The 21,637-nt window shown below is 60.1% G+C and carries 16 protein-coding genes and 1 pseudogene; 1 reads left to right on the top strand and 16 read right to left on the bottom strand.

Annotated elements, in window-relative coordinates; translation table 11 throughout:
• The first annotated feature begins 107 nt into the window (after positions 1–107).
• The gene (locus GBC55_RS23855) at positions 108–2,024 is read left to right on the top strand and encodes a methyl-accepting chemotaxis protein (protein WP_162440007.1); all 1,917 of its coding nucleotides are present in this window, start codon (positions 108–110) and stop codon (positions 2,022–2,024) included.
• 143 nt (positions 2,025–2,167) lie between these two features.
• Here GBC55_RS23855 and GBC55_RS23850 read toward each other — a convergent pair whose 3' ends face one another.
• The 16 genes and pseudogenes from GBC55_RS23850 to GBC55_RS23775 form a co-directional block, all read right to left on the bottom strand.
• Positions 2,168–2,902 carry an amino acid ABC transporter ATP-binding protein gene (locus GBC55_RS23850; protein WP_123361152.1) on the bottom strand — a complete coding sequence of 245 codons (735 nt, stop codon included), beginning with the start codon at positions 2,900–2,902 and terminating at the stop codon, positions 2,168–2,170.
• The gene (locus GBC55_RS23845) at positions 2,895–3,854 is read right to left on the bottom strand and encodes an amino acid ABC transporter permease (RefSeq protein WP_162440006.1); all 960 of its coding nucleotides are present in this window, start codon (positions 3,852–3,854) and stop codon (positions 2,895–2,897) included. Before GBC55_RS23845 ends, GBC55_RS23850 begins: the two co-directional genes overlap by 8 nt.
• 199 nt (positions 3,855–4,053) lie before the next feature.
• Positions 4,054–4,851, bottom strand: a complete 798-nt coding sequence (locus tag GBC55_RS23840) for a transporter substrate-binding domain-containing protein (RefSeq protein WP_162440005.1) — start codon at positions 4,849–4,851, stop codon at positions 4,054–4,056.
• Between the two features lie 269 nt (positions 4,852–5,120).
• A complete protein-coding gene (gene mdoH / locus GBC55_RS23835) occupies positions 5,121–7,691 on the bottom strand; it encodes a glucans biosynthesis glucosyltransferase MdoH (protein WP_162440004.1) in 2,571 nt (856 codons plus the stop codon).
• The gene (locus GBC55_RS23830) at positions 7,684–9,507 is read right to left on the bottom strand and encodes a glucan biosynthesis protein G (protein WP_162440003.1); all 1,824 of its coding nucleotides are present in this window, start codon (positions 9,505–9,507) and stop codon (positions 7,684–7,686) included. The genes mdoH and GBC55_RS23830 overlap by 8 nt, the downstream gene beginning before the upstream one ends.
• 322 nt (positions 9,508–9,829) lie before the next feature.
• Entirely contained in the window at positions 9,830–10,267 is a 438-nt protein-coding gene (gene dtd / locus GBC55_RS23825; protein WP_162440002.1) for a D-aminoacyl-tRNA deacylase, read from the bottom strand.
• Positions 10,264–11,235: a prolyl aminopeptidase gene (pip, locus tag GBC55_RS23820; protein WP_162440001.1), complete on the bottom strand. Its 972-nt coding sequence runs from the start codon at positions 11,233–11,235 to the stop codon at positions 10,264–10,266. Before pip ends, dtd begins: the two co-directional genes overlap by 4 nt.
• A gap of 201 nt (positions 11,236–11,436) precedes the next feature.
• Positions 11,437–12,240 carry an N-formylglutamate deformylase gene (hutG, locus tag GBC55_RS23815; protein WP_162440000.1) on the bottom strand — a complete coding sequence of 268 codons (804 nt, stop codon included), beginning with the start codon at positions 12,238–12,240 and terminating at the stop codon, positions 11,437–11,439.
• Positions 12,241–12,250: 10 nt separating this feature from the next.
• Complete coding sequence (gene hutI, locus GBC55_RS23810; protein WP_162439999.1) at positions 12,251–13,456, bottom strand: imidazolonepropionase; 1,206 nt, start codon at positions 13,454–13,456, stop codon at positions 12,251–12,253.
• Between the two features lie 101 nt (positions 13,457–13,557).
• Positions 13,558–15,090, bottom strand: coding sequence for a histidine ammonia-lyase (gene hutH, locus GBC55_RS23805; RefSeq protein ID WP_162439998.1), 1,533 nt, complete (start codon positions 15,088–15,090; stop codon positions 13,558–13,560).
• 134 nt (positions 15,091–15,224) lie between these two features.
• On the bottom strand, positions 15,225–16,748 hold the full coding sequence (gene hutH / locus GBC55_RS23800) for a histidine ammonia-lyase (RefSeq protein WP_162439997.1): 1,524 nt from the start codon (positions 16,746–16,748) through the stop codon (positions 15,225–15,227).
• A gap of 163 nt (positions 16,749–16,911) precedes the next feature.
• Positions 16,912–17,742 (bottom strand): glycine betaine/L-proline ABC transporter ATP-binding protein, encoded by an 831-nt coding sequence (locus GBC55_RS23795; protein ID WP_162439996.1) that lies wholly within the window; start codon positions 17,740–17,742, stop codon positions 16,912–16,914.
• Positions 17,739–18,590 carry a proline/glycine betaine ABC transporter permease gene (locus GBC55_RS23790; RefSeq protein WP_162439995.1) on the bottom strand — a complete coding sequence of 284 codons (852 nt, stop codon included), beginning with the start codon at positions 18,588–18,590 and terminating at the stop codon, positions 17,739–17,741. Before GBC55_RS23790 ends, GBC55_RS23795 begins: the two co-directional genes overlap by 4 nt.
• Positions 18,591–18,660: 70 nt before the next feature.
• Complete coding sequence (locus GBC55_RS23785; RefSeq protein WP_162439994.1) at positions 18,661–19,629, bottom strand: ABC transporter substrate-binding protein; 969 nt, start codon at positions 19,627–19,629, stop codon at positions 18,661–18,663.
• 69 nt (positions 19,630–19,698) lie between these two features.
• A complete protein-coding gene (locus tag GBC55_RS23780; protein WP_162439993.1) occupies positions 19,699–21,171 on the bottom strand; it encodes a cytosine permease in 1,473 nt (490 codons plus the stop codon).
• 155 nt (positions 21,172–21,326) lie between these two features.
• Positions 21,327–21,637 (bottom strand): annotated as a pseudogene (locus GBC55_RS23775) (urocanate hydratase); the annotation flags it as partial.

The following is a 21,637-nucleotide window of genomic DNA, read 5'->3' as shown; positions in this document are numbered from 1 at the left end:
ACAGGGCCGTGGGATGTCAGGTGAGTTGCGTCACATCCCTACAGAAACCGGCACACCTGCCGATAAAACTCCCATAAAACCTATGAGTGGTTCGAGGGAGTTTCAGCATGTACCAATGGCTAGCCGATAAACTGGGAAACGTCAGCGTCAATCGCAAGCTGGGGGTGGGTTTCGGCCTCGTTTTGCTGCTGACGATGTTGATCACCCTCACCGGCTGGACCGGCCTGAGCGGCGTGCTGAGTCGCGGTGACAAGCTGGGTTTCATTTCCAGCCTGATCGAGCTGAGCCAGGACCTGCGCATTGCCCGAATGAACTACGACATGCGTCGCGGCGAGCAAGGGCCGGGCGCGGTCAACGAAGTGCTGAGCGAACTCGACACCCGCCTGAAAACGGCACGTACGATGATTGAGCAACCTGCTGATGCCGCCATGGTCGACCAGCAAATCGCCGCCGTCGCCGAGTATAAGCGCGCCTTTGCCGACATGGCCCAAGCCACCGTTAAGCGTGAAGATGCCCGCAGCAAACTCGGGGCGACCGCCGACAATGCCGTGGCTCAGGTCGCCACGGTCGAGAAGTCCATGCTGCAAGGCGAAAACGTTGCCGATTACAGCAACGTGATCGAGCTGAGCAAGCTGCTCCAGCAGGCGCGTTATCAAGTCCGCGGCTACACCTACAGCGGTAAGGCCGAAGCAGAACAGCCCGCGCTGGACGCTATCGACAAGGCCCTGGAAAGCCTGGGAACACTCTCCTCCAAAGTGCCGGAACAGCACCTCACCAACCTCCAACAAGCCACTGAATCGCTAACGGCTTACCGCGCTGCCGTCAGCCAGTTCCGAGACTCGCAGACAGCAAACGCCACCGCTCTGAAACACATGGCCGCACAAGGCGAAATCCTGATCGACCTCAGCAAAAAACTGACGGCGTCGCAAACCGTCGTACGTGACACCGATGCCGCGCATGCCAAAAACATGCTGCTGCTGGCCACCCTCCTGGCCCTGGCGTTTGGTTTGATAGCGGCCTGGGCCATTACTCGTCAGATCGTGATTCCTCTCAACCAGACTCTAAAAGTCGCCGAGCGCATCGCGGCGGGTGACCTGACCCACAGCCTCATCTCCCAGCGCCAGGACGAACTTGGCCAACTGCAGCGCGCCATCCAGAGCATGACTCAAGGGCTGCGCGAACTGATCAGCGGCATCAGCGATGGTGTAACGCAAATCGCCAGCGCTGCCGAAGAACTGTCCGCGGTGACCGAACAGACCAGCGCCGGGGTTAACAGCCAGAAGGTTGAAACCGACCAGGTCGCAACCGCCATGAACGAAATGACCGCCACCGTGCAGGAAGTTGCACGCAACGCTGAAGAAGCCTCGGAAGCCGCCGTTGCCGCCGACCAGCAAGCCCGTGAAGGTGACAAAGTGGTCGGTGAAGCCATCGCCCAGATCGAGCGCCTGGCCCTCGAGGTTGGCAACTCCACCGAAGCCATGGGTCATCTCAAGCGCGAAAGCGACAAAATCGGCAGCGTGCTCGACGTGATCAAGTCCGTGGCCCAGCAAACCAACCTGCTTGCCCTCAACGCCGCCATCGAAGCTGCCCGCGCCGGTGAGGCAGGACGGGGTTTCGCAGTGGTCGCCGACGAAGTTCGCAGCCTCGCTCAGCGCACCCAGAAGTCCACCGAAGAAATCGAAGAGTTGATCGTCGGCCTGCAAACCGGCACCCAGCACGTCGCCACTATCATGGACAACAGCCGCACCCTGACCGACAGCAGCGTCGAACTGACCCGCCGAGCTGGAGGTTCGCTGACCAACATCACCCGCACCGTGTCGGCGATCCAGTCGATGAACCAGCAGATTGCTGCGGCAGCCGAGCAACAGAGCGCCGTGGCTGAAGAGATCAACCGCAGCGTGCTGAACGTGCGCGATGTGTCCGAGCAGACCTCGGCAGCGAGTGAAGAGACTGCGGCGTCCAGTGTTGAGCTGGCGCGGCTGGGGACGCATTTGCAGATGCTGGTGGGGCGGTTCAGGGTTTGAGGTGATGGCCTGATCTCGGTGCACTCGGCACCGAGGCGATGCCATCGCCAGCAGGCTGGCTCCCACAGTGGATTTGTGGTGTTCACACCTAACCCGGTGGGAGCTAGCCTGCTAGCGATGAGCGGCCCTCAAGGCCGCCGCAGTTAGAGAACCTGGCGCAAAAACGCCTGCGCCCGAGGATCCTTCGGCGCATCGAAGAACTCCGCTGGCGAGGCATCTTCCAGCAGTTTCCCGTGATCGAAGAACAGCACCCGGTCCGCCACTTCCCGCGCAAAACCCATTTCATGAGTAACGCAGACCATGGTCATGCCTTCCAGCGCCAGGGTTTTCATCACATCCAGCACCTCGCCGACCATCTCCGGGTCGAGGGCCGAAGTCGGTTCATCGAACAGCATCACCTTCGGCTCCATCGCCAGCGCGCGGGCAATCGCCACCCGTTGCTGCTGGCCGCCGGACAGGCGTGACGGAAATTCGTTGGCCTTTTGCGCAATGCCGACCTTCTCCAGCAACGCCAGAGCCTTGGCCTCACGCTCTTTCTTGCCGCGCTTGCGCACAACCTTTTGGGCCAGGCAAAGGTTCTCCAGCACGGTCATGTGCGGGAACAGATTGAAGTGCTGGAACACCATGCCGACTTCACGGCGGTAGGCGTTGACATCAGTTTTCGGGTCGGCCAGTTGCAAGCCGTCGATGCTCACCGACCCCGAGTCGAATTCTTCCAGGCCATTGAGGCAACGCAGGAAGGTCGACTTGCCGGAGCCAGACGGGCCGATCACCACCAGCACCTCGCCCCGCTTCACGTGCGTCGTGACGTTATCCACAGCACGAACCACCTGGCCGCGGGTGTCGAAGACTTTTACCAGATCGCGAACTTCAATCACTTTGCGCGAGCCTCCGCTCAAGCCGGCTGGCGATTTTCGACAGCGGCAGGTTGATCAACAGATAAAGACCGGCCACGCAGAACAGGATTTCGAACGGCGAAAATGAGGTGGTGATGACTTCACGGCCGCTTTTTAGCAGCTCGGTGATCGCGATCACCGACACCAGCGAGGTGTCTTTCACCAGGCTGATGAACTGCCCTGCCAAGGGTGGCAGGACGCGTTTCAACGCCTGGGGCAGCACGACATGGCGCATCGACTGACCGGCGCTCAGGCCCAACGAACGCGCCGCTTCGTTTTGGCCGCGGGCGATCGACTGCACGCCCGAACGGATGATCTCCGCAACATAGGCGCCAGTGAACAGCGAAAGCGCGGCGATCCCGGCGAATTCCCGGGACAGGTTCATCACGGTGCCGATGAAGAAGTAGAAAATGAAAATTTGTACCAGCAGCGGCGTGCCGCGCACCAGTTCGACGTAGATCGTCGAGAGGTCGCGCAACGTCGGGTTGTTCGACAGACGGCACAGGCCGGTGGCGAGGCCGATCAACAAACCGAGCACACCCGACACCACCGACAGCCACAAGGTCGTCCAAAGGCCCCACAACAGCGGACCTGCGGCCCAATGACGGGTGACACCAATGACATCGCCTTCAGCGACATCATCGCCTTGAGCGACTTGCAGGCTGTTGTCGTCCACGATCAGACGCTGTTCATCGCCAGCATCGTTGCGCAGGGTGACTTCAGCCTTGTCGCCCTTTCGCACCAGTTCGCTGACGGTGGAAATATCGGCAGCGCGCTGGGACTCTTCGGCGTGATAGGCGAAGTATTGCGGCACACGGTTCCAGCGCCATTCGTATGACATCAGCGACGTGGCGTAATACAACGCGCCGGCCAGGCCGATCAGCACGAGCACGGTTAGAACGTGCCATGGCCATTGGGATTTTCTTTGTTTCATTTGTCAGCAGTTTCCAGAATTCGTGTCGCCAGGAACGGCGTCATCGAGCCAGTTCGCGGTCCTGTAGCAGCTGCCGAGGTACGAGGCTGCGTTGCGTGTCCGCAGGACCGCCCCAAAGGGCCGCTACGCAGCCCAGCGCAGCCTCGTACCTCGGCAGCTGCTACAGGGGGCGAGGCTGTTCGCGATTGGCGCTGAAGCCTTATTCCATATCCTTGAGCCAAGCGGTGTCTTTGAACCACTTGTCATGGATGCGATCGTAGGTGCCGTCTTCGTGGATCTGGTGCAGAAAGTTGTTGATGAAGTTGATGCTGTCGTAGTCACCCTTCTTCAAACCAAAGGCCAGCGGCTCGTAGGTGAACGGCTTGTCGAGGAACACCAGCTTGCCGGCACCCACTTTGTTCACCGCAACAACGTTGTACGGCGCGTCGTAGATGAACGCGTCGGCCTTGCCGTTGACCACGTCAAGCACGGCTTCCTGCTCGTTGTCGTAGCCGTGGTATTTGGCTTTGGAGATCAGCTTTTTGGCGACCATTTCGCCGGTGGTGCCTAGCTTGGAGGTGATGCGGTAGTCGGCGGTGTTCAGGTCTTTATAGGACTTGATGGTGCCTTCGAGCTCCTTGCGGATCAGCAGGGTCTGGCCGACCACGATGAAGGGGTCGCTGAAGTTCAGGCGCAGGTTGCGTTCCTGGGTCAGGGTCATGCCACTGCCGATCATGTCGAACTTGTCGGTCATCAGGGCCGGGATGATGCCGTCGTAGCCGGTGGACACCAGCTCCAGCTTGACGCCCATGGCCTTGGTCATGGCTTTGAGGATGTCGACTTCGAAACCGATGATTTCGCCGCGCTTGTTGGTCATTTCGAACGGCATGTAGGTCGGGTCCATCCCGACTTTCAGCGTGCCGCGCTTGACCGCGTCATCGATGGCACCGGCCTGCGCCGTGTTGATTGCAACCAAAGCCGTGACGCCGACCAGCAGCATCGAAAGATACTTCTTCATCATCAAGTCCCCAAAACCATTGCGGTGTGAGGCACGCAATCGGCGGTTTTCCCTGGAAAACCGGCAGATACGAACAGAAAGCTGTCCGGGCGCACCAATTCGGGGACGGATGCTAACGTAGCCTCGGAGGATTTGTTAGACGCAAAAGCAAAAGATCGCAGCCTTCGGCAGCTCCTACAGGGTCGGGTTAACACCGAACAACGTAGGAGCTGCCGAAGGCTGCGATCTTTTAATGGCCCCCCCGCTTCATCTGGCAGCGGGGGCCATGCTCACGCCAACTGAGGCTGTGCGCTCAGCGGTTTGAGCGGGAGCAACGGTGCATGGGGATCGGCTTTCACCGATTTGCGCCAGGCTTCCAGCCACTCGGGGTGACCTTCGTTCCAGATTTGCTCATGCAGACGACCCAATGCCACAGGGTCACTGAGCAACTGCAAGCGCTCGTTGTTGTTCAGACCTGCGGGCCCGACCTTCAACGCGTGACGCACACGCTCGACGCGCAGCCACTCAATCGGCTCGGCCTGACCGTGACGGGAGGTCGCCAGCGAGCACGCCAAGGCGTTCTGCTGTGGATCGACTACCGACCGGATGAAGCCGTCATTCAGCGCGTGATAACGGTTTTCATGGGTGTACTGGTCCGTTGCCACCAGCGCCTGCGGCGGATTGTATTCCTCAGGGATCAGGAACAGGCTCTCGTCACGGGACTTGAGGCCCAGGCCGACACGACTGGAAATCACCGACACCGGAATCGACAACATCAACGAACCGACGATCGGCACCAGCCACCACAGGAAGCTCGGGTTCAGCCAGATCACCAGCAGCGCCCAGAAGAAGCCCAGCAAGGTCTGCGGACCATGGCGTTTTACCGCTTCGCTCCACGGCGTGGAGTCATCGTCACGTTGTGGCGAGTTCCAGGTCGCGGCCCAACCGAGGAACGCAGCCAGGACGAAACGGGTGTGGAAAATCATCCGCACCGGCGCCAGCAGCATGGAGAACAGCATCTCCAGCAGCATCGACATCGTCACCTTGAACTTGCCACCGAACTCTTTCGCGCCCTTGGCCCAGATCAGGATGATGCTCAACAGCTTCGGCAGGAACAACAGCACGACTGTGGTCGAGAAAAGCGCGACCGCCTTGTCCGGATGCCATTGAGGCCATAGCGGATAGAGCTGCCGGGGTTCCATGAAGTACTGCGGTTCCATCAGCGTGTTGACCGCCAGCAGCGCCGTCGACAGCACCAGGAAGAAGAACCACAGAGGCGCCGACAGGTAAGACATCACGCCTGTCAGGAACACCGCGCGGTGAACCGGGTGCATGCCCTTGACCAGGAACAACCGGAAGTTCATCAGGTTGCCGTGGCACCAACGACGGTCACGCTTGAGTTCGTCCAACAGGTTGGGCGGCAGTTCTTCGTAGCTACCCGGCAGATCGTAGGCAATCCACACGCCCCAGCCGGCACGGCGCATCAGCGCGGCTTCAACGAAGTCGTGGGACAGGATCGCACCAGCAAATGCGCCTTTACCGGGCAATGGCGCCAGTGCGCAATGCTCGATGAACGGCTTCATGCGGATGATCGCGTTGTGACCCCAGTAGTGGGATTCGCCCAACTGCCAGAAGTGCAGACCGGCGGTAAAAAGCGGGCCGTAAACACGGGTGGCGAACTGCTGCATGCGTGCATACAGCGTGTCCATGCCCGATGCACGCGGCGCGGTCTGGATAATCCCGGCGTCCGGCGTGGCTTCCATCAAGCGCACCAGACTGGTCAGGCATTCACCGCTCATCACGGAGTCCGCGTCGAGCACGACCATGTACTTGTAGTCACCGCCCCAGCGACGGCAGAAGTCGTCGAGGTTGCCGCTTTTGCGTTTGACGCGACGGCGACGGCGGCGGTAGAAAATCTTGCCGAAGCCTTTTGCTTCACGGCAGACGTCCAGCCAGGCTTGCTGTTCGGCGACGCAGATGTCTGCATCGTTACTGTCGCTGAGTACGAAGAAGTCGAAGCGGTCCAGGTCTCCCGTGGCGGCTACCGACTCGAACGTTGCTCGCAGGCCGGCGAAAACCCGCGGCACATCTTCGTTGCAGATCGGCATCACCAACGCGGTGCGCGCGTCCTTGGCGATCGGCTCATTGCCAGCACTTTTACCGGAGATACGGTATTTATCGTGACCGGTGAGCAACTCTAGGAAGCCCATCAGTGCTGTCCAGAAACCGGCCGATACCCAGCAAAACAGAATCCCGAACAGAATCAGGATGCTGGTTTGCAGTGCATACGGCAGTACTTGCGTGGCCGTTTGCAACAGCGGTTGATGCAGCACTTCGTTGAGGTCGACAAACGACCAGCCCTGGTACGGCATGATGCCTTTCATGTACCAGCCAGCGACGATCGTCTGGCCAAGCATCAGCACCAGCAATATGTAACGACGGATCGATCCCACCGTGCGCCAGCGTGCAGCCGGCAGCACACGTTCATCCTTCGGCGGAGCCGGCGGATTGGTGCGACCGGTCAGGCGACGCCAGCCGCGCACCAGAATGTTGGTGCGCCACGGCTCTGGCACGACTTTGGTCCGACGAATCGGCGGGGTTGCCTTGAGGCATACCCGGCCACTGGCATCCAGCACCAGCATTTCCGCGTCTTGCAGTTCTTCAGCGGTGCTCAAGGTCAGGCGCTTGCCGACCGAGGCCTGGGCGGCCTCGCTCGGTGCGTCGAACGTCGAGGACGACAGGCGTTGATGCAGTTCACTGAACGACTGGCAGCCCGCGAGTTCCGCGCGCTGCTCGTCGGTCATCGGCAGATGCGCCAGATACTCTGCAAGAGTCTCCGGCTGTACTTGAGAGTTACTCATCGGCAGGCAACTGGTAGCTCCAGGTCTCGGTCAGGACTTGTTCAGTCGGTGCCGATTCCGGTGTGGCTGGGGCCGCGTCGGCAGCTGCAGGCTGCTTGGCGTCTTTGTTGTCCTTGTTCTGGGTATCCGTTGCCGGCTTGGCATCGGCCGGTTTGGCCTCTGCCTGCTTGGCTTCTTTAGCTTCCTTGTCCGCCTTCTCCTGCTGCTTGGCGGCAACCTTGTCGGCCTTGGCTACAGAAGAGTTGGAGACCGGGAGCGACGTCTTGGCGAGATCGGCAGGCACGATGTTCTGCACCAGGGCCGCACGCATCTCGGTGGACTTGCTCGGATCCTTGATCTTCATGCGCAGCGTCAGGCGCCAGCCCTTGGTTTCAGGGTTGTAGCGCACGCTGTTCTCGACCAGCTCGGCGTTATCGCCAACGCTGACCTGACTGCGAACATCGGTATCCGGCGACAAAGCTGCCAAGGATGGACCTTCAAAATCCACCAGGTAAGCAACGCTGCCATCCGGCTGACGGATCAGGTTGGACTGCTTGACGTCACCCGTGGAGCGCAAGGTCTGGCTGACCCAGGCGCTGTCCGGTGCGTGCAGCGCGGCTTCGTCGATGGTCCAGTGCATGCGATAAGCGACGTCCAGCGGTTGGCCAGGCTCAGGCAGCTTCTCCGGGCTCCAGAACGCAACGATGTTGTCGTTGGTTTCATCGGCCGTCGGGATTTCCACCAGGTCTACAGAACCCTTGCCCCAATCGCCTTTTGGCTCGATCCAGGCACTTGGGCGTTTGTCGTAACGGTCATCCAGGTCTTCATAGTGGCTGAAGTCGCGGCCACGTTGCAGCAAGCCAAAACCACGCGGGTTTTCGACTGCGAAGTTGCTCACGGCAAGGTGTTTAGGGTTGTTCAGCGGACGCCAGATCCATTCGCCATTGCCGGCGTGGATAGCCAGACCGCTTGAATCGTGCAGCTCGCGACGGTAATTCAGCACTTTGGAGGGCTGGTTGGCACCGAAGAGGAACATGCTCGTCAGCGGAGCGATACCCAGCTTGGTAACCTTGTCACGCAGGAACATTTGCGCCTTGACGTCGACAACGGTGTCGCTGCCTGGACGCAGGGTCAGGCGGTAGGCACCGGTCGCTCGCGGCGAATCCAGCAGCGCGAAAATTACCAGGTGCTTGTCGCCCGGCTTCGGCTGTTCAATCCAGAATTCGGTGAAACGCGGAAACTCTTCGCCGGACGGCAAAGCGGTATCGATGGCCATGCCGCGAGCGGACAAGCCATAGGTGTGACCTTTGCCGACAACGCGGAAATAGCTCGCGCCCAGCATGGTCATGATTTCGTCTTGCTTGTCGGCTTTGTTGATCGGGTACAGCACACGGAAACCGGCATAACCCAGTTGTTCAGTGGCCTTAGGATCAAACTTCACATCGCCGAAATCGAAACGACTTGGGTCGTATTTGATCTCTTCGACGGTATTAGCCGTGATTTCGTTGATTTTCACCGGCGTATCGAAATGCATACCCTGGTGATAAAAGGACAGCTTGAACGGGGTTTTTTGATCGGCCCATTCGGCTTTTTCGGTGCGGAAACGAATTTTTTGATAGTCCGCGAATTTCATCTCGCGGAATTCGTTCGGCAGATTACTGCGCGGGGCTTCGTATTTCTGCCCGGCCAACTCTTTTGCCTTGGCCGATACATCATCCAGACTGAAAGCCCAAAGCTGACCGGCGCTGAGCAGGCAGAGCAGTGCAGAGCCCGCTACCAGAGCGCTTCGGAACCGTTTGGCAGACAATTTTGGAGCATTACAGGGACTAACAATCACGAGCAACCCTCGCCGAAAACAGATCAAAAAACCAACGGCCAGTTAAAGTGCCTGCACGGTGTACGGTATCGAAAACCCGACCCTGCGAACGACTCTTGCCAAGTTGGCGAGCATTATTCCGACTCCTATGGGGCAAAATGATTCCCCAAGAGGTCCAGGACAAGTCTCTACCTAAGTCAAAAATGGGCCAACGAACGCTGATCCCCGTAGCGCGCGATTATCTAGCAGGCCGCGTTACAACGCATCAGGGGTAACAAAGTATTTATCGCGAAAAACCCCTGCTTTCAGTCGAAAAGGGCTTAAAAAGTTGTTTCAAGCGCTTTCAGGTCTGTAACAGGAAGGTGACCGGGCCATCATTGACCAAGTGCACCTGCATATCCGCGCCGAATCTACCTGATGCCACAGTGCCATGCACTTGTTTCGCTTTGTTTAATAGATAGTCGAAAAGCTCTTCACCCAAGGCCGGAGGGGCGGCGGTCGAAAAACCCGGGCGCAACCCGCTGCGTGTGTCGGCGGCGAGGGTGAACTGAGAGACCAGCAGCAGCCCGCCACCGACATCGGCCAAGGACAAATTCATTTTGCCTTCAGCGTCACTGAACACCCGATAGTTAAGCAGCTTATGGAGAAGTTTGTCGGCGCTGGCCCGCGTATCGTCGGGTTCGACCGCCACCAGGACCAACAAACCCTGGTCGACCGCGCCGACCACCTCGCCTTCTACTTCGACTCGCGCGCCTCGCACGCGCTGCAACAACCCCTTCATGCTTCTTCTGGCGCCAGGTCGAGCATACGCCGCGCCATCAGGTCGGCGGCACGCACCAGTGCATCGGTGATCCCCGGCTCGGAGGCCGCATGGCCGGCGTCACGGATGACTTGCAGTTCGCTGTTGGGCCAGTTCTGGTGCAATTCCCAGGCGTTATCCAATGGGCAGATAACGTCGTAGCGGCCATGGACGATCACGCCAGGCAAGTGGGCGATCTTGCCCATGTCACGAATCAGCTGGTTCGGTTCAAGAAACGCATTGTTGGTGAAGTAGTGGCATTCGATACGGGCGATCGACAAGGCGCGTTGCGGCTCGGAGAAACGATCGACGACCAGCGGATTCGGACGCAAGGTCGCGGTCCGCCCTTCCCATGTGGACCAGGCCTTGGCCGCGTGCATCTGGGCGATCTGATCGTTGCCGGTCAGGCGTTTGTGGAATGCTGTGAGCAAGTCGCCGCGCTCGTCCATCGGGATCGGCGCGATGTAATCCTGCCAGTAATCCGGGAACAGACGGCTGGCGCCAGCCTGGTAGAACCACTCGATTTCTTGCGGACGGCAGAGAAAAATCCCGCGCAGGATCAGACCGTGCACGCGCTCCGGGTGGGTCTGCGCGTAAGCCAGCGCCAGCGTCGAACCCCAGGAACCGCCGAACAGTACCCATTTCTCGATACCCAGGTGTTTACGGATTCGCTCAAGATCGGCGACCAGATCCCAGGTGGTGTTGTTTTCCAGGCTGGCGTGGGGCGTGGAGCGACCGCAGCCGCGCTGGTCGAAGGTGACAATGCGATACAGGTTCGGATCGAAGTAACGACGGCTCTGGGCATCACATCCGGCGCCGGGACCGCCGTGGATGAACACCACCGGCAAACCCTCCGGTGAACCGCTTTCGTCAACGTAGAGTGTGTGGGTTTCATCGACGGCCAGATCGTGCCGGGCGTGGGGTTTGATCTGCGGGTACAAAGTCTGCATTGCGCGCTCCGTAAGGGGTCGAGGTCATCCCTGGGGGGACTACTATTATTCTGCCGTGAGGCATCATAAACCCGAATTACGTGAATGAGCATGTCCTGTGTAGGAGCGAGCTTGCTCGCGAAAAACGTGAGGGTACATATTCATCCAAGTGCCCCCCGTTATCGTTAACGTCCATCGCGAGCAAGCTCGCTCCTACACGTTTTAGCCTCGATAATGCGCCTGCCCCCAATCCAGCAACCCTTGCAACAATTCCTTCAGCACCACCTGAGTCGGTGCCGCGAGATCAGGCCGGTAACGGAACGGCTCGAACTCTTCCATGTACGTGCACTGCCCCAGTTCAAGCTGCACCGCATGAATGTTCTCGGCCGGGTTGCCGTAGTTTCGGGTGATGTGGCCGCCCTTGAAGCGGCCGTTCAGCACATGGCTGTACTCGCCGTGGCGCGCACAGATCGCCTCCAGCTGCGACGCCAATTGCGCATCGCAACTGGCACCATTGAAGGTGCCCAGGTTGAAGTCCGGCAGCTTGCCGTCGAACAGGTGCGGGATGATCGAGCGAATCGAATGCGCATCGAACAGCAACGCATAGCCGAATTCGGCTTTGAGTCGAGCCAGCTCGTTCTGCAAGGTGCTGTGATACGGCGTCCAGATCTGCTCCAGGTAGGTCGCCCGCTCTGCCGCCGACGGCTCCATGCCTTCACGGAACAACGGAATGCCGTCGAACAGCGTCGCGGGATACAGACCGGTCGTGGCACCCGCATATAAAGGCTTGTCATCTGACGGACGGTTCAGGTCGATGACAAATCGCGAGTACTCGGCAGCCAGGGTACTGGCACCCAATTCAGCGGCAAATTCATAAAGCGTGGGGATGTGCCAGTCGGTGTCCGGCAAGCTGCGCGCATCGGGGATCAACCCGGTTTCTACCGCAGGTGTCAGGCGCAAGCCGGCGTGAGGCATGCTGATCAGCAGCGGCACACGGCCTTGTTTGAAGTTCAGAACTTTATCCACAACTGTTCTCCTAAACGCTCGTTTCGACGCCGTGACGCACGACGCGTTTTTCCAGATCACCGCCCAGCCAGTACGAAAGGTCGGCAGGACGATCGATTTGCCAGGCAACAAAGTCCGCAACCTTGCCGACCTCCAGCGAACCGTGGGTGTCCGCCATACCCAAAGCGCTGGCGGCATGAATTGTCGCGCCGGCCAGGGCTTCTTCCGGGGTCATGCGAAAGCAGGTGCAGGCCATGTTCAGCATCAGGCGCAACGACAGCCCAGGCGAAGTGCCGGGGTTCAGATCGCTGGCAATGGCGATTTTCACACCGTGTTTGCGCAAGGCGTCCATTGGTGGCAACTGGGTTTCACGCAGGAAGTAGAACGCCCCCGGCAGCAGTACCGCGACGGTGCCGGACTTCGCCATGGCGATGGCATCGTCTTCGGTCATGAATTCCAGATGATCGGCAGACAGGGCGTGGTACCGCGCGGCCAGACTCGAGCCATGCAGCGACGATAGTTGTTCGGCATGCAGCTTCACCGGCAATCCGAGTTCCTGTGCGGCAATGAATACCCGCTCGACCTGCTCCTGAGAAAACGCCAGGTATTCGCAGAAGGCATCCACCGCATCCACCAAACCTTCGGCAGCCAGCGCCGGAAGCATATCGGCACAGATGTGATCGATGTAGGCGTCGGCGCGATCCACGTATTCCGGCGGCAGGGCGTGAGCGGCCAGGCAGGTGGTGCGCACGCTGACCGGCAGTTCGGCGCCAAGGCGCCGGGCCACGCGCAGCATCTTGCGTTCGTTGTCCAGGTTCAGGCCGTAGCCGGATTTGATTTCGATGCTGGTGACGCCATCGCGCATCAGGCTTTTCAGACGCTTGGCGGCGCTGGCGAACAGTTCGTCTTCGGTTGCGGCGCGGGTGGCGCGAACGGTGCTGGCGATACCCCCCCCTTTGGCGGCGATTTCCGAGTAGCTGACGCCTTGCAGGCGCTGTTCGAATTCGCCGCTGCGGTTACCGCCGAACACCGTGTGGGTGTGGCAGTCGATCAGGCCCGGTGTAACCCAGGCCCCTTTCAAATCGTTGACCGCCGGGTACTCGCCGGACGGCAATTCGCTGCGCGGGCCAACCCACTCAATGTGCGCACCGGACGTCACGATGGCCGCGTCCTCGATGATCGAGTAGACGCCTTGCGCCATGGTTGCGACGTGGCAGTGTTGCCAGAGAGTTTTCATCCCTTAGTCTCCACAGTATTCAAAATAGAATCGCCAGCAGGCTGGCTCCCACAGTTGGAATGCGTACCTCTGTGGGAGCCAGCCTGCTGGCGATGAGTCCATCACAGGCTAGGCAAAAGCTTGGTCGACACCAGCTCGTTCAAGCAACGGGTCGCCAACAACTCAGTCGCGGCATTAATGTCCGGCGCGAAGAAACGGTCTTTCTCATAGAACGGCACTTCTTTACGCAGAATCCCACGTGCCTGTTCCAGCTTCGCCGAGGTCTTCAAGCCTTCACGCAAGTCCAGGCCCTGGCACGCTGCCAGCCATTCCACCGCAAGAACACCGCGGGTGTTTTCGGCCATCTCCCACAGACGCTTGCCTGCAGCGGGCGCCATGGACACGTGGTCTTCCTGGTTGGCCGAGGTCGGCAAGCTGTCCACGGAATGCGGATGGGACAATGCCTTGTTCTCGCTGGCCAATGCGGCAGCCGTCACTTGGGCGATCATGAAACCGGAGTTCACGCCGCCATTGGCCACCAGGAACGGCGGCAGTTGCGACATGTGCTTGTCCATCATCAGCGAAATACGACGCTCGCTCAGGGAGCCGATTTCCGCGATCGCCAACGCCATGTTGTCAGCGGCCATGGCCACTGGCTCGGCGTGGAAGTTACCGCCAGAAATCACATCGCCTTCAGCCGCGAACACCAGCGGATTATCCGAGACTGCGTTGGCTTCGATGGCGAGCACTTCGGCGGCCTGACGGAACTGGGTCAGGCAGGCGCCCATGACTTGTGGCTGGCAGCGCAGGGAGTACGGGTCCTGAACCTTCTCGCAGTTCTGATGCGAATCGGACACTTCGCTGCGCTCGCCGAGCAGATCGCGGTAAGCGGCCGCGGCGTCGATCTGGCCTTTCTGGCCACGCGCGGCATGGATACGGGCGTCGAACGGTGAGCGCGAACCCAGCACGGCTTCCACCGTCAACGCACCCAGCGCAACAGCACCAGCGAACAGGTCTTCACCTTCGAACAGACCACGCAGCGCATAAGCGGTGGACACCTGAGTACCGTTGAGCAGCGCCAGACCTTCTTTCGCCGCCAACGTCAGCGGGGTCAGGCCGGCCACTTTCAGCGCTTCGGTCGCCTCCAGCCATTCGCCTTTGTAGCGCGCCTTGCCTTCGCCCAGCAGCACCAGCGACATGTGCGCCAACGGCGCCAGATCACCCGAGGCGCCGACGGAGCCCTTCAATGGAATGTGGGGATAAACCTCGGCGTTGATCAGGGCGATCAACGCGTCGATCACCACCCGGCGAATGCCGGAGAAGCCACGGCTCAGGCCGTTGACCTTGAGCACCATGACCAGACGCACCAGTGCGTCGCTGATCGGTTCGCCAACACCGGCGGCGTGGGACAGCACCAGCGAGCGCTGCAGGTTTTCCAGGTCTTCGCTGGCGATGCGGGTCGAGGCCAGCAGGCCAAACCCGGTGTTGATGCCGTAGGCAGTACGGTTCTCGGCGAGAATCTGTTCCACGCACGCGACACTGGCTTCGATCTGGGCCGAAGCGCTGCTGCCGAGTGTCAGTTGCACGGGCTGCTGATAGATATCACGCAGTTGGGCGAGGCTCAGCTGGCCGGGAATCAGGTTTAGGGCTGTCATTTTGTGCTCCTTTTGAGAGTTGTAAATGCTCTCTGTTTAGAGAGGCAGACCAGACGCTCCGGAAATATCCGTTGTCCGTCGCTTCCCCCTTTTTGAGGGGGCTGGCGCCTTGGCACGCTGGTTTTGGATAAAAATCAGTTCAGATTCGGCAAAGCTTTGTGCAGCAGATTCGGTTCTTTCAACACACTGGCCGCAGCGGCAATGTCCGGCGCCAACCAGCGATCCTGATCGTAAGCCGGGACACGCTCGCGCAGCAGACGCCATGCCGCATCGGTGCCAGCACCAAAGCGCTGTTCTTTCAGGAACTCGAATGCCTGGGCCGCCAGCAAGTACTCGATGGCGAGAATCTGCGTGCAGTTTTCCAGGCCGCGGTGCAGCTTCAGCGCCGCATTGGTGCCAAGGCTCAGGTGATCTTCCTGCAGGCCAGAGGTGACGTAGTTATCGAGCACGGCCGGTTGCGCCAGTTGGCGGTTTTCCGCGCACAGCGAAGCGGCGACGTATTGCACGATCATCATCCCGGAGTTCACGCCCGGGTTGGCCACCAGAAAGGCCGGCAGGCCGCTGACGTGCGGGTTGATCAAGCGATCCAGGCGACGCTCGGCGATGGAGCCGATCTCCGCCATGGCGATGGCCAGCAGGTCCGCCGCCATGGCTACAGATTGGCCATGCGGGTTGGCCTGGGACACCACGCGGTAGTTGTCCGCAGTGCCCAGCACCAGCGGATTGTCGGTGGCGCTGTTGAGTTCGGTTTCGATCTGACGGGTCGCGTGCACCAGTTGGTCGCGCGCGGCGCCGTGCACTTGCGGGATGGAACGAATGCTCAGGGCGTCCTGAGTCCGAATGCCTTTGCTCTGGGCAATCACTTCGCTGCCGTCGAGCAAGGCGCGCAGGTTGATACCGACCTGCTGCATACCCGGATGCGGCTTGAGCGCGATGATTTCGGCGTCAAAAGCGTCGATCTGCCCCCGCTGGGCTTCGAAGCTCATGGCACCAATCACGTCGGCCCACTGCAACAGATGCTCGGCGTCGGCAATGGCCAGGCAGCTCAGGCCAGTCATGCACGGCGTGCCGTTGACCAGGCACAGACCATCTTTGGCACCCAGTTTGACCGGTTGCAGCCCTTCTTCCGCCAATGCCTGCTGCGCGGAGACGATGTGCCCGCGGTAGCTGACATTGCCGACACCCAGCAGCGCGATGCCGATGTGCGCCATGTGGGTCAAATAGCCCACGGAGCCCTGGGACGGCACTTGCGGGGTGATGCCACGGTTGAGCAACGCCAGCAGCGCTTCAACTACCTGGCGGTGCAGGCCGGATTTGCCGTGGCTGTAGTTGATGACCGCGGCGCACATGATCGAGCGAGTCTGCTCGTCGGCCAGCGGCGCGCCAACGCCACAGGCGTGGCTGAGCAAGGTGTTGCGCGACAACTGGCTGAGTTGTTCATCCTGCAGCGAGACGTTGCACAGCGCGCCCAGGCCGGTGTTGATGCCATAGGCGCGTTCGCCACTGGTGACGATGCGCTGGACGATCGCCTGGGCATTCTCGATGCGCGCCCAGATTTGGGGGGACAGCTCGAGCTGTGCGCCATGACGGGCGACGGCGACCACGTTCTGCCAAGTGACTTGCGCTTCGGTGATAACGATTTTTTCAGCCTGGGACATCATTGACCTCAATCCGGAATATTGATGCAGCTTCACTGGCCCCATCGCGGGCAAGCCCGGCTCCCACAGGTTCTCTTGTGTAAACAACATCTGTGCAACACAACTAAACCTGTGGGAGCCGGGCTTGCCCGCGATGAGGCCGGAACAAGCACCGCAGATCTCTTTAAACCACCGCAGCCCGACGCTGCACGAACCGGTCGACATACTCATCCGCTGGCGAATGCAGGATCTCGCGCGGCGTGCCGACCTGGATCAGGCGGCCGTCCTTGAGGATCGCAATGCGATTGCCGATGCGCACGGCCTCGTCGAGGTCGTGGGTGATGAAAACGATGGTCTTGTGCAAGGTCTTTTGCAGCTCCAGCAACTGGTCCTGCATCTCCGCACGGATCAGCGGATCGAGGGCGCTGAAGGCTTCGTCCATCAGGATGATGTCAGTGTCCGCCGCCAAGGCGCGGGCCAGGCCCACACGCTGGCGCATGCCGCCCGAGAGCTGGTGCGGGTATTTGTTTTCGTAGCCTTTGAGGCCCACGGTGTTGATCCAGTGCAGGGCACGCTCGGTGCACATCTGCTTGCTCTCGCCGCGCACTTTCAGGCCGTAGGCGACGTTGTCCACCACGGTCTTGTGCGGCAGCAGGCCGAAGCTCTGGAACACCATGCTGATCTTGTGCCGACGAAATTCGCGCAAGGCTTCCATGTCGTATTGCAGGATGTCCACGCCGTCCACCAGGATCGCGCCGCTGGTGGGATCGATCAGGCGATTGAAGTGGCGAACCAGCGTCGACTTGCCGGAGCCCGAGAGGCCCATGATCACGAAGATCTCACCGGTTCCGATGCTCAACGACAAGTCGTTCACACCCACCACGCAGCCGGTTTCGGAAAGCACCTGATCCTTGGTCTTGCCTTGGCCAACCATGGCCAACGCATCCTTGGAACGGTTGCCGAAAATCTTGAAGACGTTTTTGACTTCGATCTTGCTCACGGTTGCGTCGTTCATTTGCTCACCTCATGCCGTGGCCGACCATACGCCTGAGTAATGCGGTCGATGACCACTGCCAGAATCACGATCGCCAGACCGGCTTCCAGGCCTCGTCCAACGTTGAGGGTCTGAATCCCCACCAACACATCTTCACCCAGGCCACGGGCACCGATCATCGAGGCAATCACCACCATCGACAGGGCCATCATGGTGGTCTGGTTGATCCCGGCCATGATGCTCGGCAGGGCCAGCGGCAGTTGCACGCCGAACAGTTGTTGCCAGCGGTTGGCACCGAAGGCGTTGATGGCCTCCATCACTTCTCCGTCGACCTGGCGAATGCCCAGATCGGTCAGGCGGATCAGCGGCGGCGCGGCGTAAATCACGGTCGCGAAAATCGCCGGCACCTTGCCCAGGCCGAACAGCATCAACACCGGGATCAGGTACACGAAACTTGGCATGGTCTGCATGATGTCGAGCAACGGCATCAGTACCGAACGCAGGCGATTGCTGCGCGCCGAGAGGATGCCCAGCGGAATGCCGATCAGCACCGAAATCACCGTCGCGACCATCATCAGAGCGAGCGTCTGCATCAGCTTGTCCCAGAGGCCAACCGCCCCCACCAGGAACAACAAGCCGACAATGACAGCGGTGGTCACGATCTTGCGGGTCGCGTGCCAGGCCACACCTGCAACGATTGCCAGCATCAGCCACCAGGGCGCCGCACGCAGCAGGCCTTCAAGGTTGACGATGGCCCACAACAGGGTGTCTGAGATGTGTCGGAACACATCGCCGTAATTGGTCACCAGCGAATCGACCCAACCGTTGACCCAGTCGGCGATGGAAAAGGTAAAGCTTTCGGGAAACATAAGAGACTCTCAATCAAGGGGTTGCGATGCAGCACCCGACTGCCGTCGCCGGCAGTCGACGAAGCTGGACCTACAAAGCCGCGTCGATCTTCTTGGCTGCGTCTTCGCTTACCCACGCATGCCAGACTTCAGGATGTTCCTTGAGGAAGATTTTCGCCAGCTTCGGCGAAGCAATCCGCTCCTTCGCCATGCGCCCCAGGTTCTGGTTCAGCAGGTCGATCGGCAGGTTGACCTTTTCCAGCACGGCCACCAGTTCCGGGGCCTCGTCGTGGAAGGTTTTGGACAGGCCGACCTTGATGGTCACGCTCTTGTCCACGCCCGGTTTCTCTTCAAGCTTGACCAGGTCGACCTGCCCCATCAGCGGCGTCGGCGACCAGTAGTAGAACAGGATCGGCTCGCCACGCTTGTAGCTCGACAGCACCGCTGCATCCAGCGCCGGGCCGGTGCCTGGGCGGAAGTTGGTGTAGGTGCTTTCCAGGCCGTAGCTCTTCAGCATCTCGCTGTTGTCCAGCTCACAGGTCCAGCCGGCCGGGCAATTGTAGAAACGGCCTTTGGACGGTTCTTCCTGATCCTTGAACACGCTGGCGTACTTGGCCAGATCAGCAATGTTTTTAAGGTCTGGCGCCTTGGCTTCCAGCTTGCGATTGGCATCGCCTTCGATCACGTAGCGCGGTACGTACCAGCCTTCGACAGCGCCCGTAATCGGAGCGCCCACACCGACGACCTTGCCGGCCTTCTCGGCCTTGTTCCAGACTTCACTACGCCCCACCCATTCTTCGGCGAAGACTTGAATGTCGTTGCTGCTCAGGGCGTTTTCCATGGTGATGGAGTTGCCTGGCAAGCTGTCGGTCTTGCAGTCGTAGCCTTTCTCCAACACGACTTGCAGCACGTCGGTCAGGAGCATGCCGCTTTCCCAGTTGAGGCCGGCGAACTTCACCGGTTTACCGGATTCGCACCAACCGGCTGCCTGGCTGGCGCCGGCGCTGGCGAGCAGGCCCATGGAAATCAATGTAGTCAGCAGGGTCTTGTTCGATTTCATTGTTGTGACGCTCCTAATCATGAGTTGGCTTACGGCAGTCAAGAGGCATCCAGCCCTGTCCTCGTCCAATCAGGCCCGCGCCGCAGCGCGACTGGCCCCGCTCGTTACTGGTTGTCCAACACTGTCCTGCTCGACCGGCAGAATCAGTTGATCGGGCACTGAGCCGTGCCATTTTTTCGCACACACGTAATACAGGGCTGCAGGAAGCACCAGACCAATGATCCAGGAGATATCCACATCACCCAGGGCCGCTACCAGCGGACCGGTATAGAACTTGGTGGAGATGAACGGTAGCTGCACCAGTACACCGAAAACATAGACGCTGATACCCAATGGGTTCCAACGGCCGTAGCGACCTTTCGGATCGGACAGCGCTGGCACGTCATAACGCTCGCGAGTGATGCAGTAGTAGTCCACCAGGTTGATCGCGCTCCATGGCGTAAAGAACGCCAGCAGGAACAGGATGAAGGACTTGAATGCACCGAGGAACGAGTGCTGGCCGAGCAATGCCATCAGGGTCGCAGCACCGACGATGACCAGCACGAAGACCAGACGCTGCAAGCGCGTGACCTTCAGCTCACCACGGAAGCCGCTGATGATGGTCGCAATGCACATGAAGCTGCCGTAGGAATTGAGCGTGGAGATGGTGACCTTGCCGAAGGCGATGCTGAAGTACAGCAGCGCGGCGGTGGCACCGGTCCCGCCCAGACCCACGATGTAGGCGACTTCGTGACCGACGAACTGGCCGTTGGCCGATGCAGCGGCGAACACACCGAGGATCATTGCCACCTGTGCACCAATGACCGAACCCGCGCCAGCGGCGAAAAAGGTCTTCACCGAGGAAGTCTTGCTTGGAAGGTAGCGCGAATAGTCAGCCACGTAAGGGCCGAAGGCGATCTGCCAGGACGCCGCGAGTGATACAGCCAGCAGGAAGCTGCTCCAGCTGAAGTGGCGGATTTCCAGCAGTGCGCCAACGTCCGTCTGGCTCATGAGACGGCTGAACAGGAAAACGAAAGCAATCACGCCAATGACACTGGCGACGCGGCCAATCCAATGGATCACCCGATAGCCGAGCACCGTGACCAGCACGATGACACTGGCAAAAATGAGGATACCGACGCTGTCGCTGACGCCGAACAACTGGCCCAGCGCCTGGCCGGAAAGTACGGTGCCCGTGGCAGTGAAACCGAGGTACATCAAGCAGACCAGTACGATCGGGATGGCCGCGCCATAAACACCGAACTGTACCCGGCTGGAAATCATCTGTGGCAGGCCAAGCTTGGGCCCTTGCGCCGCATGCAACGCCATCACCCCGCCCCCCAGCAGTTGACCGATCAACAGACCGATCAACGACCAGAACACATCACCACCCAGCACCACGGCCAAGGCCCCGGTGACAATCGCAGTGATTTGCAGGTTGGCCCCCATCCACAGGGTGAACTGACTCAATAGACGACCGTGTCTTTCCGCTTCCGGGATGTAGTCGATCGAACGTTTCTCGATCAACGGTTTGTTGCCTGCACGATCGTTGTTTACAGCCATGATTCAACCTCTGTGGATTGTTATTGTAGGTTTACGCAATCCCTGTAGCAGCTGCCGCAGGCTGCGTTGGGTTGCGAAGCGACCCCGGCACTCCAATGTGGAGCGAAGGTCCTTCGGCCCTTAACGCAGCCTTCGGCAGCTGCTACATGGGTTGTCTATTTACCGGTGATCATCGGCAGGTTCAGGCCCTGTTCCTTGGCGCAGTCGATCGCGATCTGGTATCCCGCATCGGCGTGGCGCATGACCCCGGTCGCCGGGTCGTTGTGCAGCACGCGAGCGATGCGTTCGGCCGCTTCATCGGTGCCGTCACAGACGATGACCATGCCCGAGTGCTGGGAGAAGCCCATGCCGACGCCGCCGCCGTGGTGCAGCGACACCCAGGTCGCGCCGCTTGCGGTGTTCAGCAGGGCGTTGAGCAGTGGCCAGTCGGACACGGCGTCGGAACCGTCCTGCATCGATTCGGTTT

It is taken from the genome of Pseudomonas sp. TNT3 (assembly GCF_010095445.2).
Lineage (GTDB): Bacteria > Pseudomonadota > Gammaproteobacteria > Pseudomonadales > Pseudomonadaceae > Aquipseudomonas.
This window is presented reverse-complemented; position numbering and strand designations above follow the sequence as displayed.

Coding starts and splice junctions, on each gene's coding strand:
- GBC55_RS23855 (WP_162440007.1), top strand. CDS start 108: ATGTACCAATGGCTAGCCGATAAACTGGGAAACGTCAGCGTCAATCGC.
- hutH (WP_162439998.1), bottom strand. CDS start 15,090: ATGACAGCCCTAAACCTGATTCCCGGCCAGCTGAGCCTCGCCCAACTG.
- GBC55_RS23840 (WP_162440005.1), bottom strand. CDS start 4,851: ATGAAGAAGTATCTTTCGATGCTGCTGGTCGGCGTCACGGCTTTGGTT.
- GBC55_RS23790 (WP_162439995.1), bottom strand. CDS start 18,590: ATGTTTCCCGAAAGCTTTACCTTTTCCATCGCCGACTGGGTCAACGGT.
- GBC55_RS23845 (WP_162440006.1), bottom strand. CDS start 3,854: ATGAAACAAAGAAAATCCCAATGGCCATGGCACGTTCTAACCGTGCTC.
- GBC55_RS23780 (WP_162439993.1), bottom strand. CDS start 21,171: ATGGCTGTAAACAACGATCGTGCAGGCAACAAACCGTTGATCGAGAAA.
- hutI (WP_162439999.1), bottom strand. CDS start 13,456: ATGAAAACTCTCTGGCAACACTGCCACGTCGCAACCATGGCGCAAGGC.
- GBC55_RS23785 (WP_162439994.1), bottom strand. CDS start 19,629: ATGAAATCGAACAAGACCCTGCTGACTACATTGATTTCCATGGGCCTG.
- mdoH (WP_162440004.1), bottom strand. CDS start 7,691: ATGAGTAACTCTCAAGTACAGCCGGAGACTCTTGCAGAGTATCTGGCG.
- dtd (WP_162440002.1), bottom strand. CDS start 10,267: ATGAAGGGGTTGTTGCAGCGCGTGCGAGGCGCGCGAGTCGAAGTAGAA.
- pip (WP_162440001.1), bottom strand. CDS start 11,235: ATGCAGACTTTGTACCCGCAGATCAAACCCCACGCCCGGCACGATCTG.
- GBC55_RS23795 (WP_162439996.1), bottom strand. CDS start 17,742: ATGAACGACGCAACCGTGAGCAAGATCGAAGTCAAAAACGTCTTCAAG.
- hutH (WP_162439997.1), bottom strand. CDS start 16,748: ATGTCCCAGGCTGAAAAAATCGTTATCACCGAAGCGCAAGTCACTTGG.